This window comes from Cupriavidus sp. SK-3 (genome assembly GCF_000611145.1).
Classification (GTDB): domain Bacteria; phylum Pseudomonadota; class Gammaproteobacteria; order Burkholderiales; family Burkholderiaceae; genus Cupriavidus.
The window spans coordinates 21,551-37,912 of the sequence record NZ_JFJV02000222.1 but is presented as its reverse complement, the minus strand read 5'-3'; the positions used below and the strand labels follow the sequence as shown (position 1 = coordinate 37,912).

The window sequence follows — 16,362 nt, the reverse complement described above, 5'->3', positions numbered from 1 at the left end:
CGCAGGGGAGGTGAAACTGCTTTTGACTTTAAGCCTTTGAAGTTGAAGTTAAGCAGTTAACGAGTTAGACAAAAAGGCCACCCCAAAAAAATCAATTCTCCGCCCGAGCCGGCCGAGGCGCAGCCACAGTATTGCCCCCATCACGCATCAACGCATTGGCATCATCAATCCATTTCTGAAACCGCTCCACAGCATGTGCCTTCTGCTCCGGCGTTGTCAGGTTGGCAATAGTGACAGTCAGCGCCAGGCCAGCCTCGTTATTGGCGTCATGACGCGCATTGCGCTCCCTGGTCGGCGGGTTCTGCCAGTGATCGCCATAGCGCTTGAGCATCTCGACCACCTGGGCCTTGGGCGGATGCTCGGCCTGCACCTGCCGCATCAGCGCCAGCCATTCCTGCTGGCGCTTGAGGCGTTCGGCGTAGCGCGCCTCGGCGCCTTGCACCACGGGAGCCATGGCGCGCCGGATGGTGGCTTCCTGGTCAATTGAAAAGCGCCCGTAGACCAGCCGCGCGTAGTCCATTATCTTGTCGAAGCGGGCCTCTTCGCGCGCCGCAGGGTCCGGGCGCAGGTATTCCTTGCGGTACTTGGCGTTGGCATCGGCGAATTTCTTCTCCATGCGGGCAATCTGGTCCGGGGTCAGCGTCAGCAACAGGTCGGCCACGTCGGGGGTGGAGCGGTCGAACGCTACGCGCGCCAGCCGCTGGGCGTCGTCCTGCATCTTGCCCACTGCCGCGGCGGATACCGGTTGCTGCACTTCGCTTTTGGCCTGCCGCAGCAATCCGGCGATCTCGGGCAACTGGTCCTTGCGGTGCCAGGCAAAGAAGCGGGCGATGGCATCGCGTGTCAGCGGTTCCTGGCTGGCGGTAACGTCGACGTAGTTGTCGATCCACCAGTAGGCCAGCCGGTCGCCCTGCTGGTAGCCCAGTTTCATGGCGCTGCAGGCCGTCAGGGTGACCACGGCCGTGGCCAGGAAGAGGCGCCGGATCCGGTCCCCGCGCAGGTGGGGAAACGTCGTCAAACGGCGTAAAACGCCCATGATAGAATCCTTTTCCGCGCGTTTGGGTGCCTGTTCGCACCCGCCATTCCGGGTCGCCGCAGGCGTTACCCCGCGCACCGGGGCTGGGGCCAGGACCCTGGCCGACGCTACGCGTCCCCGGCCATCGCGGGGGAGCGCTTCAAACGGGTTTTTGGACACACTCACTTAGGACCCTCCTTGTGAATATCGTCATTCTCGCTGCAGGCATGGGCAAACGTATGAACTCCGCGTTGCCCAAGGTACTGCATCCTCTCGCTGGCCGGCCATTGCTCGCGCATGTGATTGATACGGCGCGTAAATTGTTGCCGACGCGGCTTGTGGTGGTGGTGGGACACGGCGCCGATCGCGTGCGCGAAGCCGTTGGCGCGGAAGACGTCGCCTTCGCCCTGCAGGCCGAGCAGCTGGGAACCGGTCACGCCGTGGCGCAGGCGCTGCCGCTGCTCGATGACAGCCAGCCCACGCTGGTGCTTTATGGCGACGTGCCGCTGACCGAGCCGTCCACGCTGCAGCGCCTGGTGGCCGAGGCCGGCAACGGGCGCTTCGGCATCCTGACCGTAGAGATGGATGATCCCGCCGGCTACGGCCGAATCGTGCGCGAAGACGGCCGCATTGTGCGCATCGTCGAGCAAAAGGATGCCAGCGAGCAACAGCGCGCCATCCGTGAGATCAATACCGGCATCATCCTGGCGCCCACTGGCCACCTGCGCCGCTGGCTGTCCACGTTGCGCAATGACAACGCCCAGGGCGAGTATTACCTTACCGATACCGTCGAGCGCGCGGTCGCGGACGGCGTCGAAGTGGTCTCGGCACAGCCCGCCGCGCTGTGGGAAACACTTGGCGTCAACAGCAAGGTGCAACTCGCCGAGCTCGAGCGTATCCACCAGCGCAACCTGGCGCAGCGCCTGCTGGAAGCCGGCGTGACGCTGCTGGACCCGGCGCGGATCGATATCCGCGGCGAACTCACCTGCGGGCGCGATGTCACGATCGATGTCAATTGCGTGTTCGAAGGGCGCGTGCACCTCGAAGACGGCGCGCATATCGGCGCCAACTGCGTGATTCGCAACAGCACCGTGGGTGCCGGCGCACGGGTGCAACCGTTCTGTCATTTCGAGGACGCCAGCGTCGGCGCGGAAGGCCGCATCGGCCCGTATGCGCGTCTGCGCCCCGGCACGGTGCTGGCCGAGGACGTGCATATCGGCAACTTCGTCGAGGTCAAGAACAGCCAGATCGCGGCGCACAGCAAGGCCAATCACCTTGCCTATGTGGGCGACGCCACAGTTGGCTCGCGCGTCAATATTGGCGCCGGCACCATCACCTGTAACTATGATGGGGCCAACAAGTTCCGCACCGTGATCGAGGACGATGTCTTTATCGGCTCCGACACGCAACTGGTCGCCCCGGTGACCGTGCGGCGCGGAGCCACCATTGGCGCCGGCACCACGCTGACCAAGGAAGCGGCGGCCGACAAGCTGACGCTGTCGCGCGCCAAGCAAATGACCATCGATGCCTGGCAGCGGCCGGTCAAGCAAGCAAAAAAATGAGTCCTGCCGCCGACCTGCCCGGATAAGGGCGGGCGGCACGGGCAATCCTCGGGCGACGGCGCCGCCGTCCTCGCAGCAATCATCCGGTGCGGCCATGTCCGCACCCCGTGGGAGAAGAATATGTGCGGCATCGTCGGCGCGGTTTCCTCGCGCAATATCGTTCCGGTCCTGATCGAAGGCCTGCGTCGCCTCGAGTACCGCGGCTATGACTCTTGCGGCGTGGCCGTGGTGCGCGATGGCGCGCTCGAACGCGCCCGCACGGTGTCGCGCGTGGCCGACCTGGACGAGCAGACCCGCGCGTCCGGCCTGTCTGGCCTGACCGGCGTGGCGCACACGCGCTGGGCCACGCACGGCAAGCCCGACACCACCAATGCCCACCCGCACTTCTCGGGCGAAACCATCGCACTGGTGCACAACGGCATCATTGAGAACTACGAGCCGCTGCGCGAAGAGCTGCGCGCCGCCGGCTATGGTTTCGAGTCGCAGACCGATACCGAGGTCGTCGCCCACCTGATCCACCAGGTCTACACATATCCGAGCAGCGCCACACGCGGCGACCTGTTCGCCTCAGTGCGCGCGGTGACCAAGCGCCTGCACGGCGCTTACGCCATCGCCGTGTTCTCCAAGGATCACCCTGAGCGCGTGGTCGGCGCCCGCGCCGGCTCGCCGCTGGTGGTGGCGCTGGGCGACAACGAGTCGTTCCTGGCTTCCGACGCGCTGGCCGTGGCGGGCACCGCCAACCGCATCATCTATCTGGAAGAAGGCGACGTGGTGGAGATCACCCGCGAGGGCGCCACGATCCACGACGTGCGCGACCACCTGGTCGAGCGGGAAGTGCGCGTGGTCGAAACCCACGCCGCTGCCGTGGAACTGGGCCCGTACCGCCATTTCATGCAAAAGGAGATCTTCGAGCAGCCGCGCGCGCTTGGCGACACGCTGGAAGGCATCGAAGCCATCACGCCGGAACTCTTCGGCGCAAACGCGCAAAGCGTGTTCAGCGAGATCGACAACGTGCTGATCCTGGCCTGCGGTACCAGCTACTACTCGGGCTGCACCGCCAAGTACTGGCTCGAATCCGTCGCCAGGATCCCGACCCAGGTCGAGGTGGCGAGCGAGTACCGCTACCGCGAGACCGTGCCGAACCCGCGTGCGCTGGTCGTGGTGATCTCGCAATCCGGCGAAACCGCCGACACCATGGCCGCGCTGCGCCATGCCAAGTCGCTGGGCCACACCCACACGCTGGCGGTGTGCAACGTCGCCACCAGCGCCATGGTGCGCGAGACCGAGCTGCGCTTCCTCACCCGCGCCGGCACCGAGATCGGCGTGGCCTCGACCAAGGCCTTCACCACCCAGCTCGCCGCGCTGTACATGCTGACGCTGGCGCTGGCCAAGGTGCGCGGCAAGCTCACGGCCGAGGCCGAGGCCGCCGCGCTGGCCAACCTGCGCCACCTGCCTGTGGCGCTGCACGGCGTGCTGGCGCTGGAGCCGCAGATCATCTCCTGGTCCGAAGACTTCGCGCGCCGCGAGAACGCGCTGTTCCTGGGCCGTGGCCTGCATTACCCGATTGCCCTCGAAGGCGCGCTCAAGCTCAAGGAAATCTCCTACATCCACGCCGAGGCTTATCCCGCCGGCGAACTCAAGCACGGCCCGCTGGCGCTGGTGACCGAGGCCATGCCCGTGGTCACGGTGGCGCCCAACGACGCGCTGCTGGAAAAGCTCAAGTCCAACATCCAGGAAGTGCGCGCCCGTGGCGGCCGGTTGTATGTGTTCGCCGACAGCGACACCCACATCCAGTCCACCGATGGCATCCAGGTGATCCGCCTGCCCGAGCACTACGGCGACCTCTCGCCGATCCTGCATGTGGTGCCGCTGCAACTGCTGGCCTACCACACGGCCTGCGCCCGCGGCACCGACGTGGACAAGCCGCGCAACCTGGCCAAGTCGGTCACGGTGGAGTAAGGGAGGCAAGCCGGGCCGGTGGCATCGCCGGCATTTGCAAGTGCGCTTCCATGTTGGCGGCAACGCAAGGGCGCGCGCCCGATGTGGCGCGCCTTGCCAGCCATGTTCAGATACTGCGTCCAGCATGGCCCCGGCAGCCGCCGCCCGCTATCGGTGAGTTGCCTGCTTTGGTATCCGCCAACGTCGCGGCGACGCGCGCTCGCTCGCTTGCTTGCCCGCGCGCATCCCCTTGCCCCCCAGGTCTACCGGTGCTCGGCAGAGCGGAGAAAGCTCGACGAGATTTCCCGCGTCAGAAGATCGAACGATTCCATTTCACCGTCGGACAGTCCGCCCACGCAAACCGTCGTGCCCCAGTCTCCGCAGATCATCGCGACACAGCGGTTCCTGATCATCACGGGCGCCACCAGGATGGACCTGGCATCGGGCATCTGCTCGCGATACCAGCGCGGCACGCGGTGTGCCAGTTCCTTGTCGAAGGAGTCTTCGAAGAGCAGCGGCTTGTGCGCGATGGCCGCGAAGTGAAAGATATCGGGGACAAATCCCTCTTCAAACGATAGCGCCTCCATCTTCTCGCGCATGCCTTCGCCAAATCCGACGCGCGCCCCAAAGCGTTTCGCCATCGGATTGAGCAGCATGAGAAAACAGTGCGAGAAATTCAGCGCCCGCATGGCCGATTCGAGCACCAGCGGAGCCAGTTCGGATACCGGCAGTCCGCTGCCCTCGCGCTGTACCTCAAGGAGACTCTGCTGGAGCCGCTTGAGCGCATCCTTGGGCTTGCCTGCGTTCCGGGGAGGGTTCGCATCGCCCGCATGGTCTGTATCCGGGGACTCCGCATGTGCCATGGACACGTTCAATGCCAGTGCCTGCTTCACCGCGCCTTCGACCGCGGCGGTTTGCAGGCCCAGCGCCTCCGCGTGAGTCAGGAGCAAGGCCTGGACGGCTGCCTCGGGCGCATCGCTGGCGAGCATTGCGGCGGCCCGGGCGGAAACGTCGGCGATGGCGCTCAGCCAGTCGGCATGGGATTCCAGTACGGAATCCGCATCGAAGCGCTTGCGCAGCATCGAGTTCGCGATCACGGCGGGCAGGCGCCATTTAATGGCCGCCGCCTGCGCGATATCCTCCAGGGTCACGTCAAGGACTCGCTGGCAGGCTTCGCTTTCCTGCATGGCATCTCCCTCGCACAAGGCCCGGATCTGTTCCCACTCTTCAGGAAAGTAGAAGATGAGGAGAAGGCGGCTCATGTGGTGCATCAGCGTGCAAACGACGGCCTCCTCGGCCTGTCCGATGCCTTGCGCGTTGCTGAGCGAGCGCGTGAGCTCGCCTGCGATCAGGGCCTGCTTTAGCTCGTGGGAGGCCTGGGGGCGGTTGATTGCCACGCCGGAGAAATAGTCCAGCAACTGGACTCCCAGCGTGAGATGGCTGATCGCATCGACGCCCAGGACCAGGATGGCGCGCGACACCGTCGTGACCTCGCCCCCGAAAGAGCGGTACATGGCGGAGTTGGCCAGGCGAATGACCTTTTGCGACAGGCTGAAGTCGGAGAGCACGGCAGCGGCCATCTCGCCGACGCTGATGTCGCTGCTCAGCGTCTTGAATACGTTGTCGATGCAGAACTGTAGTGTGGGGAAATCCCCTTGCTGGGCCATCCGGTTCCATAGCGCATCGAAGAACTGCTTGTTTTGCATAGCGGCGTCTACTTAGAGAATACTTGCGAGCTGCCAAGGCGCAGCTTTCCGCTTTGCGTTTGTTTCACGAACTGGACCGGGGTCATTGCCTTCGCGTAGCGCCACCCCTGCACCAGTTCACACCCTTGTTCGGCCAGCAACTGGCTTTGCTCCTTTGATTCCACGCCTTCCGCGATGGCGACCAGCCCGAGTTCCCGCGCCAGGGACAACACGGCAAACACAATGGTCCTGGCGTGCGGCGAGTCCATCATGTCCGCGACGAAGCTCCTGTCGATCTTCAAGGCCGAGAGCGGGAAGCGGCGAAGGTAAGACAAGCTGGAATAGCCCGTCCCGAAGTCGTCCACCGCGAACCGGACTCCCAGGGCGCGCAGCTCCATCAGCAAGTCCTGGGCCGCTTCGGGGTCGGTCATCAGTGCGCCTTCCGTGATCTCCAGGACCAGCCGGTGCGAACTGATGCCGGCGTCCTTGATCGCCCTTCTGACGCTATCCGCGAATCCCGGGTGCCTGAACTGAACAGGCGAGACGTTGACGGATATATATCCCACATGCAGGCCCAGCGCATCCCAGCTTGCCAGCTGCGCGCAGGCGCAGCGAAGGGCCCATGCCCCAAGGTGGTTGATGAGGCCGTTATGCTCCGCAACCGGGATAAACACGCTCGGGAGGACTGGCCCCGTCGGGTGCTCCCATCGCATCAGCGCCTCGACTGCGCAGACCTCGCCTGAACCGGGCCACACGATGGGCTGATAGTGGAGAAGGAACTCGCCGTTCTGGACGGCCTCGAACATGCCCTGTTCTATCCGGAACTGTTCATCCAGGCGATGCTCAAGCTCCGGCGTGTAGACGCAATAGCGGTTCTTGCCCTGCGCCTTTGCGTCATACATGGCGAGGTCAGCGCGCTTGAGCAGTTGCGACTCGGACTGATGGGCGTGCGTGCCGAAGGTCAGTCCGAGGCTGGTGGTGACACGGATCTGGCAGCCTGCGAGATGAAAGGGCTGCCTGCAGGCATGGATCACTCTTTCGACCTGGCCAATGGCCGCCGCTTCCGATGCGATCCCGTCCAATAGCAGCACAAATTCGTCGCCGCCCAGCCTCGCGACCACATCCTTGGGACGAACGGCGTCCAGCAGCCGCACGCTGACTTGCTTTAGCAAGGCATCGCCGAATTCATGGCCCAGCGAGTCATTCACCTTCTTGAACCCATCGAGGTCCATCAAGGCGACCGCAAACGGCGTCTTTCCCGTTCCGTCTTCGGCAAAGTAAGCGGAAATGCGCTCGCGCAGGAATGCGCGGTTGCCCACGCCGGTCAATGGGTCGCGAAAGGATGCCTCGATAAGCCGCTGTTCATTGTCAACCCAGTGGGTAACGTCGTAGCCAAACAACAACAGACAAACGCTGCCGTCTTCATTTGCGTACTGGCAGACCCGGAGGTCCAGCCATCGGCTTTCGCCCACCCCGCCGGAGAACCGGATCCGGCCGCGCTGCCAGGGACCCTCTTGTTCGCAGGCCAGGAGCAGCTCGGCGAGCTGTTCGCGTTGTTCGAACGAGACCACATCCAGTATCGAGGACTTGAGCAGGTATTCCCGGGGAAAGGCCAGCAACTGAGCCGATGCTTCCGTTGCCAGCATGATGTTGCCCGCGACATCGATTTGCAGGGCAAGTCCGCCTGAGGCTTCGAGCAGCGCCCAGGCGTCGCGCGCCGATACATCGGCCGACGAGGGCGTGCTCCGGTCGGATGCTGGCCATCCAGGAGGCTCGTCCGCTAGCACAGCATCATACGTAAACGACGTCATGGAGCTCTTGTTGAAATCCAGGCTGGATTGAGAATCCCGATAATTAAACGCCGCCGGCGCGAGCTTGGTGCCGCCATGCCGGGCATTGGTCTTTGTCACGTGCGCGGCCGTCCCTGCCTTTAAAGTGATTTTAAGTGCATGTCGACCATACGGCGCATGTCAGTTTAACGCTTAACCGCGACGGCGCATTGTCTCAAATGCGCCGGGGAATTGGAGATCGCGTTGCCGTGGCCGGCGCCGCGCCGGCCACGGCAACGCCGGGCCCGTGTTTTCCGGGCAAGACGGGCCACGTGAACCCCCAGGGACTGGTGCCTTAGAATGCGGGACAAACAACATCGGAGACCGTGCATGCTGTGGAAATCGACCCCATCCCTGAAAGACCTCCAGGCCCGTCACAAGGACACCGCCGTCGAGCAACTGGGTATCGAGTTCACCGAGATCGGCGAGGCGTCGCTCAGTGCGCGCATGCCGGTGGACCGCCGCACCGTGCAGCCGCACGGCATCCTGCATGGCGGGGCTTCGGTGCTGCTGGCCGAGACGCTGGGCAGTTGCGCCGCCAGCCTGTGCCTGGATAGCGCAACGCAATACTGCGTAGGGCTCGATATCAATGCGAACCATGTGCGCGCGGTGCGAACCGGCTATGTGACCGGCACAGCCACCCCGGTCCATATCGGCCGCACCACCCATGTGTGGGCCATCGACATTCGCAACGACGAAGGCAAGACGGTGTGCGTCTCGCGAATCACCATGTCGATTCTTTCGCGCTGAAAGCCGGCCGGCCGGGTGCCGTGCAGAGTTTTTTATTTCCGGCTACACTGCGCCCCGCACTGTAGCGGATGCCAATCGAGGCATCCCGGCAGCGGCGGGGTGGCAGAGTGGTTATGCTACGGTCTGCAAAGCCGTACACGGCGGTTCGATTCCGTTCCCCCGCCTCCAGCAAGGCCCTGATTTTTCAGGGCTTTTGTTTTTTCCGGTGATATCCGGTTCCACCGGAAGGCAATTGCCGACGGTCGGGTCGAACTCGCCGGAAGCATTTCCAAAACCCGCGGAAGTCCCTTCAGGCATCCATACCGCCCGCGCAGAAGCACAACCTCCGCACGCCGGTTCAGTTCCGCTCCTGCTGTCTCGCCCGACATAACGCACACAAACGAGCGCCGCATGCGGCGAATCAGATACGAGTTATACCGTTTTCCCGGCTGGAACATGTCGCCCGAATCATGTAGTGTGAAGTCCACGCAGTCCATCCATGACAACCTCCGCCATCGTGCGTGGCGGGGAGACAAATGCAATGACAAGAGATCTGCGTCTCCGCGTCGCACAACCGGACGATTGGCCGGCAATCGCGGAAGTCCTTGAAACCTGTGGCCTCGCCAGCGACGATCTCGATCCCTCGCTGGCGTTGTTCCATATTGCCCTGCTCGACGGCGCGATCGTCGGTTGCGCCGCCGCCGAAGGCTATGGGGAAACCATTGTCGTGCGTTCGGTCGCTGTGCTGCCGCCATACCGCGATCGTGGCATCGCCTCCCATATGGTTTCCGCCGTGCTGATGCGCGCGCGCGCCAACGGCTGTACGCGCGCCGTGCTGCTGAGCGCCACTTGCCCAAGCTACTTTTCGCGCTACGGGTTCTCTCTGATCTCTGCGGATCGCCTGGCGCCCGAAGTGCGCGCCTCGCGCGAGTTCCGGCGCCAGGAGGGGACGTTGCCGCTGTGCATGTGTTGCGAGCTGAAATGACCTGCATGACGTACCGATGAACCAGCCGAGCCAGACAAACCAGACAAAGCAGACAAGCCCGGAGCCTTTCGGATACCTGGTCTATATCGGCCGTTTCGAGCCCTTCCACAATGGCCATTTCGCCATGCTGCGCCAGGCGCTGGCACAGGCCCGCACGGTGATCGTGGTGCTGGGTTCGGCGGGCGGAGCCCGTACCGTGAAAAATCCGTTCACCGCCGGCGAGCGCCGCCAGATGATCGAGGGCGCGGTGGCCGGATGGGATGCCGCGCGTGTTGCCGATCTGCGCTTCGTGGCGGTGCGGGACTATGGCGAGAGCGTGCGCTGGGCGGCTGCGGTGCGCGCCGCAGTGGACGCCGTGCCGGATGTCCAGCCGGCATTGGCGGCGGCTGCGCAAGATGCCCCGCGCGTCGGCCTGTTCGGGCATTTCAAGGGCGCGTCTTCGGCTTATCTGAATGACTTTCCCGGCTGGGACCCGGTGCCGCAGCCAGGCTTCGGGCAGCTCAATGCGGCCGACGTGCGCCAGCAGTGGTTCGAGCAGCAGGGCGAACTGGGTGAACTGGTGCATGTACTGCCGCCGCCGGTTGCCGCCTTCCTGCGCGAGTTTGCCGCGGGCGGGGCCTTCGCGACGCTGCTGGCGGAATATCGCTTCCTGCAGGACCACAGGAAGCGGTGGGCGGCCGCGCCCTATCCGCCGGTGTTCGTGACCGTGGATGCCGTGGTGCGCTGCTGTGGCCAGGTGCTGCTGATCCGCCGTGGCGGACAGCCGGGCCGTGGCGCATGGGCGCTGCCCGGCGGCTTTCTCGATCAGCATGAACGCGTGGCGGATGCAGTCCTGCGCGAACTCGACGAGGAAACGCGCTTCGGCTTGCCCAAGGAGGCGTTGCAGCAATCGTGCCGCGCCCAGGCGCTGTTCGATCATCCCGAGCGCAGCCTGCGCGGACGCACGCTGACCCACGCCTTCTTCTTCGACCTGCCGCTCGATGCGCTGCCCGCGGTGGCTGCGGCCGACGACGCGGCCGCGGTGCGCTGGGTGCCGCAGCACGAACTGCTGGCGCTGGAGGAGCAGATGTTCGAGGACCACTTGCTGATCCTCGATCGTTTCCTGCATCTGTTCGACGGCGAGGCGCAGCCAGCAGGCTGATTCGCCTTGTGCCGGGACGCCCGCCGGATGGCCTGGCGGCCGCCGAGGCAAGCCTGCGCCAGCACGTCGGCGGGACCGTTCGCCACCACGCGGCCTGCCTCCATCACATGGCCGCGATCGGCCAGCAACAGGGCAAAGCGTGCCTAGTGGCTGATCATCCAGGGCCTCCCGGCCGGATTTCCTTTCGGCGCATTCGCCGCCGCGCCGGGCGCCCCGGCCAGCGTCACCTTGCTCCCGCAGCAACCACAACCCGGCCCATGCCCGCCGCGCGCCGATTCGCGCGGCGCGGCGGCGCTGCGCTCGTTGATGGCATGCGCCCGGCGCGATGCCGCCGGCATGCTGGCCAGCGATGGCGCGGCAACCAGGGCGCGGTCGGCGAAGCCGCCGCAGGCAGGGCAGGCGCATGGTTCGTCGCGTCGCGCGATGGGACGCATGGCGGCGAAATCGCCGCAGCCCGGGCAGCGGTAATCGTAGGTTGGCATCTGGCAGTCTCCGTGTCTCGAATGTTCCCGGGCGCGCCGTGGTGCGAGGGCGCGCCCGGCAGGGCCGTCAAACGTCCGGCGAAATCGGCAGGTCCACATCGCCCGTGATGTGCTTCACGGGCCCTTGCGCGCTCGGCCGGATATCGAAATCGAAGATCTGAGTCGGCAGCCACAGCGTGGCGCAGGCATTGGGAACATCGACCACGCCGCTGATATGCCCCTGCACCGGCGCCGTGCCCAGGATCGAGTACGCCTGCGCCCGCGAGTAGCCGAACCTGGTCATGTACTCGATGGCGTTCAGGCAGGCCTGGCGGTACGCCACATGCACATCCAGGTAATGCTGCTGGCCGGCCTCGTCCACCGAGATGCCTTCGAAGATCAGGTAGTCGTTGTAGTTCGGCGTGATCGGGCTGGGCTTGAAGATGGGATTCCTGATGCCGTACTTGGCCATGCCGCCCTTGATCAGGGACACGCGCATATGCACCCAGCCGGCCATTTCGATGGCGCCGCAGAAGGTGATTTCGCCATCGCCTTGCGAGAAGTGCAGGTCGCCCACCGACAGGCCAGCGCCGTCGACATAGACGGGGAAATACACCTTGGCGCCGCGCGAGAGGTCCTTGATGTCGCAGTTGCCGCCATGTTCGCGCGGCGGCACGGTTCGCGCGCCGTGCGCCGCGGCCTGGTCGCGCGCATCGCCCTGCAGGCGGCCCATGTGCGCCGTGGCGGCGAAGGGCGGGTTGGCCAGCGCCGGCACGCGATCGGGGTCGGTGGCGATGAAGTCGATCTCGCGCTTGTTCCAGGTCTCCAGCAGCGATTTGTCCGGCATGCAGCCGATCAGCCCAGGGTGGATCAGGCCGGCGAAGTTGACGCCGGGTATATGGCGCGACGACGTGTAGAGACCGTGGAAATCCCAGATGGATTTCTGCGCGAGCGGGAAGTGGTCGGTCAGGAAGCCGCCGCCGTTTTGCTTGGAGAAGAAACCATTGAAGCCCCACTGGCTCTCCGCCTTGGCACCGATGTCGAGCAGGTCCACCACCAGCAGGTCGCCGGGCTCGGCGCCTTCCACGCCGACGGGGCCGCTCAGGAAGTGAACGATGGACAGGTCGATGTCACGCACGTCGTCAGCGGAGTCGTTGTTCTTGATGAAGCCGCCGGTCCAGTCGTAGGTTTCCAGGATGAAGTCGTCGCCCGGCCTGACCCATGCGGCCATCGGGATGTCCGGGTGCCAGCGGTTGTGGACGTTGGGATTCTCGTACGGGGATTCGGCCAGATCGACCTTGATCAGGGTGTCCGTCATGACATGCCTCCTGGTGGGTGTTGGGCGTGAATAAATCGTGGAAGAAATCGGAAAAGCGGCGCTGCCGGCTAGACCGAAAGCAGTTGCCGGATGCGCTCGACGTCGGTGCCGTTGCGCTGGGTCTCGTGCACGAAGCGGCCGCCTTCGATCACCAGCAGGCGGTCCGCCACATCGAGCGCGAAGCTGAGCACCTGCTCGGAGAAGACGATGGTGATATCGCGCGTGCGGCGGATCTCGTTGAGCGCGCGTGCGATGTCCTTGATGATCGATGGCTGGATGCCCTCGGTGGGTTCGTCCAGCAGCAGCACCTTGGGATTGGCCACCAGCGCGCGCGCTATCGCCAGTTGCTGCTGCTGCCCCCCGGAGAGGTTGCCGCCCTTGCGCCGGCGCATCTCGAACAGCACCGGGAACATGGCGAAGATCTCCTCGGGGATGCGGCGGCTCTTGCCTCGCTCCATGCCGGTCAGGATGTTCTCTTCCACCGTGAGGTGGGAGAAGATCATGCGGCCCTGCGGCACATAGGCCAGGCCCGCGCGCACGCGCCTGTAGCTTTCGTCCTGCGCGACGTCTCGCCCGTCCACGCAGACCTGTCCGGAGCGCACCGGCAACATGCCGATCATGGCCTTGAACAGCGTGGTCTTTCCCATGCCGTTGCGGCCCATGATGGCTACCGTCTCGCCTTGCGCGGCGGCGAACGACACGCCGTGCAGCGCTTCGCTTTGTCCGTAGTTCACGACCACGTTGTCGACTGTGAGCATGCTGGTCTCCCTGGGCTCAGTGGCCAAGATAAACGTCGATCACGCGCGGATCGTTCTGCACCTGCTCCATCGAGCCCTCGGCGAGGATCTTGCCCTGGTGCATCACCGTGACCTTGTCGGCGATGCGCTTGACGAAATCCATGTCGTGCTCGATCACGATCACCGCGCGGCCGCGGCTGATGCGCTTGAGCAGTTCCGCGGTCTGCTCGCGCTCGCGCACGCTCATGCCGGCGATGGGCTCGTCGAGCATCAGCAGTTGTGGCTCCTGCATCAGCAGCATGCCGATCTCCAGCCATTGCTTCTGCCCGTGCGAGAGTTGCGCGGCCTCGCGCTCCAGCGCATCGGCCAGGCCGATCTCGGCGGCCACGCTGGCCACGCGTTGGCGCACCTCGGGCGTGGTGCGGAACGTGAGCGCGCCCAGCACGCCACGGCCGCGCGGGAACGAAACGGCGAGGTTCTGGAACACGCTGAGGTTCTCGTAGATCGAAGGAGTCTGGAACTTGCGGCCCACCCCGGCGCGCACGATCTGGTATTCGGGCAGGCCGGTCATCTCGCGGTTGCGGAACTTGATGCTGCCGCCGGTGGCGCGGGTCTTGCCGCACACGAGGTCGAGAAGCGTGGTCTTGCCGGCGCCGTTGGGGCCGATGATCACGCGCAGCTCGTCGCGATCTACATACAGCGTGAGCTTGTCGATGGCCCGGAAGCCGTCAAAGGAAACGGTCAGGTCTTCCACCGCCAGCATGAAATCGGTATTGCTCATGGCGTCTTCCTCGCTTTGGACGGATGGCTTCAGGCGGTACGGCCGGGAATCCCCTCGGTGGGCGGCGCCGGTACTGCGGACGAAGTCGCCTCTGCAGCCGGGTCGGAGGGATCGGACGGGCTGCCGACGGTCCGGCGGCGCGACATGTACTTGCTGTATAGGCCGGCCAGCCCGTCGGGAAAGGCCACCACCACGCCGATGAACAGCGCCGCCATCAGGAACAGCCACAGGTCGGGAAAGCTCTCGGAGAAATACGTCTTGCCGAAATTGACCAGCAGCGTGCCCCACACCGCGCCCACCAGGCTCATGCGCCCGCCCACGGCGGCAAAGATCACCATTTCGATGGAGGGCACGATGCCGACGAAGGACGGCGACATAAAGCCCACCTGCAGCGTGAACAGCGCACCGCCCACCGCCGACAGCGCGGCGGCCAGGCAGAACACGAAGACCTTGAACATGGCCACGTCGTAGCCGGAGAAGCGCACGCGGTCTTCCTTGTCGCGCATCGCCAGCAACAGCACGCCGAGTTTGCTGCGCTGGATCCCGCGGCACACGGCGATGGCGCCGAACAGCAGCGCCACGTTGGCGAAGTACAGGATCACCTTGGCGCTGTCGCTGCGGATGTCCCAGCCCAGCATGGTCTTGAGGTCGGTGATGCCGTTGACGCCGCCGGTATAGCCCTGCTGGCCGATGATCAGCACCGAGAGGATCAGCGCCACCGCCTGCGTGATGATGGCGAAGTACACCCCGCCCACGCGCCGGCGGAACATGGCGAAGCTGACGATAAAGGCCAGTGCCACCGGAATCGCGATCACGCCGGCCAGCGCAAATGGCAGGTGGCGGAACGGCTCCCACCACCACGGCAGCGCGGTGAGCTGGTTCCAGTCCATGAAGTCGGGGATGCCGGGCGTGGACTGGATCGCGGTGCTCTTCGCGTCGGACGCTTCGAGCTTGAGGAACATCGCCATGGCGTAGCCGCCCAGGCCGAAGAACACGCCCTGGCCAAGGCTCAGCACGCCGCCGTAGCCCCACAGCATGACCAGGCCTATGGCGACGAAGGCGTAGCTCAGGTACTTGCCGATCAGGTTGAGCCGGAACACGTCGAGCGCCAGCGGCATGACGACAAGGAGCGCCACGGCCAGCACAAGGTAGCCGGCGAATTCGCCGCGCAACAGGCGGGCGGTGGAAGAGGAGGGCGACATCACAAGCTCCTGTGCAGGTTTGGTGAGTGGCGGCGCAGCGGCGTCTTCAGCGCCGCACTGCCGGTGCGAACAGGCCTTGCGGACGGATCATCAGGATCGTCACGATCAGCAGCAGCGTCAGCACGCGTGCCATCGACCCGGTGAGGAAGAACTCGCTGATCGATTGCGCCTGGGCAATGCCGAATGCCGATGCCACCGTGCCGAGCAGGCTGGCCGCGCCGCCGAAGGTGACCACCAGGAAGGAGTCGACGATGTAGAGCGAGCCGCTGGTGGGGCCGGTGGAGCCGATGGTGGTGAAGGCCGCCCCCGCCACGCCGGCGATGCCGCAGCCGATCGCGAAGGTGAGCCGGTCGGTTCGCCGCGTATTGATGCCGGCCGCGTTGGCCATGGCGCGGTTGAGGGTGGTGGCGCGTACCCGCAGCCCCCAGCGCGAGCGATACAGCGCCAGCCACACCATGCCCGTGACGAATAGTGTCAGCGCCATCACGAACATGCCGTTGATGGGGATATCCAGCCCCGGCGCCGGCGCCCACGAGCCCATCAGCCATTCGGGCAGCGCGGGGCTGACCTCCTTCGGGCCGAAGGTGGAGCGGAAGGCTTGCTGCATGCCCAGCGACAGTCCCCAGGTGGCGAGCAATGTGTCTAGCGGGCGGCGATAGAGATGGCGGATCAGTGCCCACTCGGCCAGCCAGCCGGCACAGAACGCCAGCGCGAAAGCGGCGCCGATGGCCAGCGGAAAGTAGACGGGCATCCACGACGGCGCGAGGCGCTCGGTCAGCGTGGACGCCAGGAAGATGGTGTAGGCGCCGATGGTCATGAACTCGCCATGCGCCATGTTGATCACGCCCATCTGGCCGAAGATGATGGCCAGGCCCAGCGCCATCAGCAGCAGTACCGAGAACAGGCTCAGGCCGGCAAAGCCCTGCATCAGGCCGATATTCAGCATGTCGGATAGATTCATGTCGCGCTCCGCCATCGG

14 protein-coding genes and 1 tRNA gene are annotated in these 16,362 nt (G+C 65.1%); 6 read left to right on the top strand and 9 right to left on the bottom strand.

Translation table 11 applies throughout. The features are described 5' to 3' along the window. Window positions 1-91 precede the first annotated feature (91 nt). On the bottom strand, window positions 92-1,036 hold the full coding sequence (locus tag CF70_RS22560) for a DUF6279 family lipoprotein (protein ID WP_235185162.1): 945 nt from the start codon (window positions 1,034-1,036) through the stop codon (window positions 92-94). Window positions 1,037-1,215: 179 nt separating this feature from the next. On the opposite strand from CF70_RS22560, the gene glmU reads away from it, so the two are divergent. Then, entirely contained in the window at window positions 1,216-2,577 is a 1,362-nt protein-coding gene (glmU, locus tag CF70_RS22555) for a bifunctional UDP-N-acetylglucosamine diphosphorylase/glucosamine-1-phosphate N-acetyltransferase GlmU (RefSeq protein ID WP_035869964.1), read from the top strand. Between the two features lie 120 nt (window positions 2,578-2,697). After that, window positions 2,698-4,536: a glutamine--fructose-6-phosphate transaminase (isomerizing) gene (gene glmS, locus CF70_RS22550; protein WP_035869960.1), complete on the top strand. Its 1,839-nt coding sequence runs from the start codon at window positions 2,698-2,700 to the stop codon at window positions 4,534-4,536. Window positions 4,537-4,778: 242 nt separating this feature from the next. On the opposite strand, the gene CF70_RS22545 is transcribed toward glmS, so the two are convergent. Next, the gene (locus CF70_RS22545; protein ID WP_035869958.1) at window positions 4,779-6,221 is read right to left on the bottom strand and encodes an HDOD domain-containing protein; all 1,443 of its coding nucleotides are present in this window, start codon (window positions 6,219-6,221) and stop codon (window positions 4,779-4,781) included. An 8-nt stretch (window positions 6,222-6,229) separates the two neighbouring features. After that, the gene (locus tag CF70_RS22540; protein WP_235185161.1) at window positions 6,230-8,110 is read right to left on the bottom strand and encodes a putative bifunctional diguanylate cyclase/phosphodiesterase; all 1,881 of its coding nucleotides are present in this window, start codon (window positions 8,108-8,110) and stop codon (window positions 6,230-6,232) included. A 249-nt stretch (window positions 8,111-8,359) separates the two neighbouring features. Between CF70_RS22540 and CF70_RS22535 the strand changes: the two genes are divergently transcribed. The 4 genes from CF70_RS22535 (at window position 8,360) to CF70_RS22520 (ending at window position 10,884) form a co-directional block, all read left to right on the top strand. Next, complete coding sequence (locus CF70_RS22535) at window positions 8,360-8,779, top strand: hotdog fold thioesterase (RefSeq protein WP_063830486.1); 420 nt, start codon at window positions 8,360-8,362, stop codon at window positions 8,777-8,779. 93 nt (window positions 8,780-8,872) lie between these two features. Continuing rightward, a tRNA-Cys gene (locus tag CF70_RS22530) sits at window positions 8,873-8,947 on the top strand. A 352-nt stretch (window positions 8,948-9,299) separates the two neighbouring features. Continuing rightward, complete coding sequence (locus CF70_RS22525) at window positions 9,300-9,743, top strand: GNAT family N-acetyltransferase (protein WP_035869955.1); 444 nt, start codon at window positions 9,300-9,302, stop codon at window positions 9,741-9,743. A gap of 16 nt (window positions 9,744-9,759) precedes the next feature. Next, window positions 9,760-10,884: a bifunctional nicotinamide-nucleotide adenylyltransferase/Nudix hydroxylase gene (locus CF70_RS22520; protein ID WP_051648793.1), complete on the top strand. Its 1,125-nt coding sequence runs from the start codon at window positions 9,760-9,762 to the stop codon at window positions 10,882-10,884. A 143-nt stretch (window positions 10,885-11,027) separates the two neighbouring features. Here the strand turns inward: CF70_RS22520 and CF70_RS22515 are convergent, their stop codons facing one another. From CF70_RS22515 to urtB, 6 genes are all read right to left on the bottom strand, one after another. Then, entirely contained in the window at window positions 11,028-11,366 is a 339-nt protein-coding gene (locus tag CF70_RS22515; protein WP_035869953.1) for an FmdB family zinc ribbon protein, read from the bottom strand. A 67-nt stretch (window positions 11,367-11,433) separates the two neighbouring features. After that, a complete protein-coding gene (gene fmdA / locus CF70_RS22510; protein ID WP_035869950.1) occupies window positions 11,434-12,663 on the bottom strand; it encodes a formamidase in 1,230 nt (409 codons plus the stop codon). Window positions 12,664-12,731: 68 nt separating this feature from the next. Continuing rightward, the gene (urtE, locus tag CF70_RS22505) at window positions 12,732-13,421 is read right to left on the bottom strand and encodes an urea ABC transporter ATP-binding subunit UrtE (RefSeq protein ID WP_035869945.1); all 690 of its coding nucleotides are present in this window, start codon (window positions 13,419-13,421) and stop codon (window positions 12,732-12,734) included. 16 nt (window positions 13,422-13,437) lie between these two features. Further along, window positions 13,438-14,181: an urea ABC transporter ATP-binding protein UrtD gene (gene urtD, locus CF70_RS22500; protein WP_035869940.1), complete on the bottom strand. Its 744-nt coding sequence runs from the start codon at window positions 14,179-14,181 to the stop codon at window positions 13,438-13,440. A 29-nt stretch (window positions 14,182-14,210) separates the two neighbouring features. Continuing rightward, window positions 14,211-15,383 (bottom strand): urea ABC transporter permease subunit UrtC, encoded by a 1,173-nt coding sequence (gene urtC / locus CF70_RS22495; protein WP_051648791.1) that lies wholly within the window; start codon window positions 15,381-15,383, stop codon window positions 14,211-14,213. A 46-nt stretch (window positions 15,384-15,429) separates the two neighbouring features. Beyond that, window positions 15,430-16,344 carry an urea ABC transporter permease subunit UrtB gene (urtB, locus tag CF70_RS22490; protein WP_035869935.1) on the bottom strand — a complete coding sequence of 305 codons (915 nt, stop codon included), beginning with the start codon at window positions 16,342-16,344 and terminating at the stop codon, window positions 15,430-15,432. Window positions 16,345-16,362 lie beyond the last annotated feature (18 nt).

Coding starts and splice junctions, on each gene's coding strand:
- CF70_RS22520 (WP_051648793.1), top strand. CDS start 9,760: ATGAACCAGCCGAGCCAGACAAACCAGACAAAGCAGACAAGCCCGGAG.
- CF70_RS22525 (WP_035869955.1), top strand. CDS start 9,300: ATGACAAGAGATCTGCGTCTCCGCGTCGCACAACCGGACGATTGGCCG.
- CF70_RS22515 (WP_035869953.1), bottom strand. CDS start 11,366: ATGCCAACCTACGATTACCGCTGCCCGGGCTGCGGCGATTTCGCCGCC.
- urtB (WP_035869935.1), bottom strand. CDS start 16,344: ATGAATCTATCCGACATGCTGAATATCGGCCTGATGCAGGGCTTTGCC.
- fmdA (WP_035869950.1), bottom strand. CDS start 12,663: ATGACGGACACCCTGATCAAGGTCGATCTGGCCGAATCCCCGTACGAG.
- urtC (WP_051648791.1), bottom strand. CDS start 15,383: ATGTCGCCCTCCTCTTCCACCGCCCGCCTGTTGCGCGGCGAATTCGCC.
- urtD (WP_035869940.1), bottom strand. CDS start 14,181: ATGAGCAATACCGATTTCATGCTGGCGGTGGAAGACCTGACCGTTTCC.
- CF70_RS22560 (WP_235185162.1), bottom strand. CDS start 1,036: ATGGGCGTTTTACGCCGTTTGACGACGTTTCCCCACCTGCGCGGGGAC.
- glmS (WP_035869960.1), top strand. CDS start 2,698: ATGTGCGGCATCGTCGGCGCGGTTTCCTCGCGCAATATCGTTCCGGTC.
- CF70_RS22545 (WP_035869958.1), bottom strand. CDS start 6,221: ATGCAAAACAAGCAGTTCTTCGATGCGCTATGGAACCGGATGGCCCAG.
- urtE (WP_035869945.1), bottom strand. CDS start 13,421: ATGCTCACAGTCGACAACGTGGTCGTGAACTACGGACAAAGCGAAGCG.
- CF70_RS22535 (WP_063830486.1), top strand. CDS start 8,360: ATGCTGTGGAAATCGACCCCATCCCTGAAAGACCTCCAGGCCCGTCAC.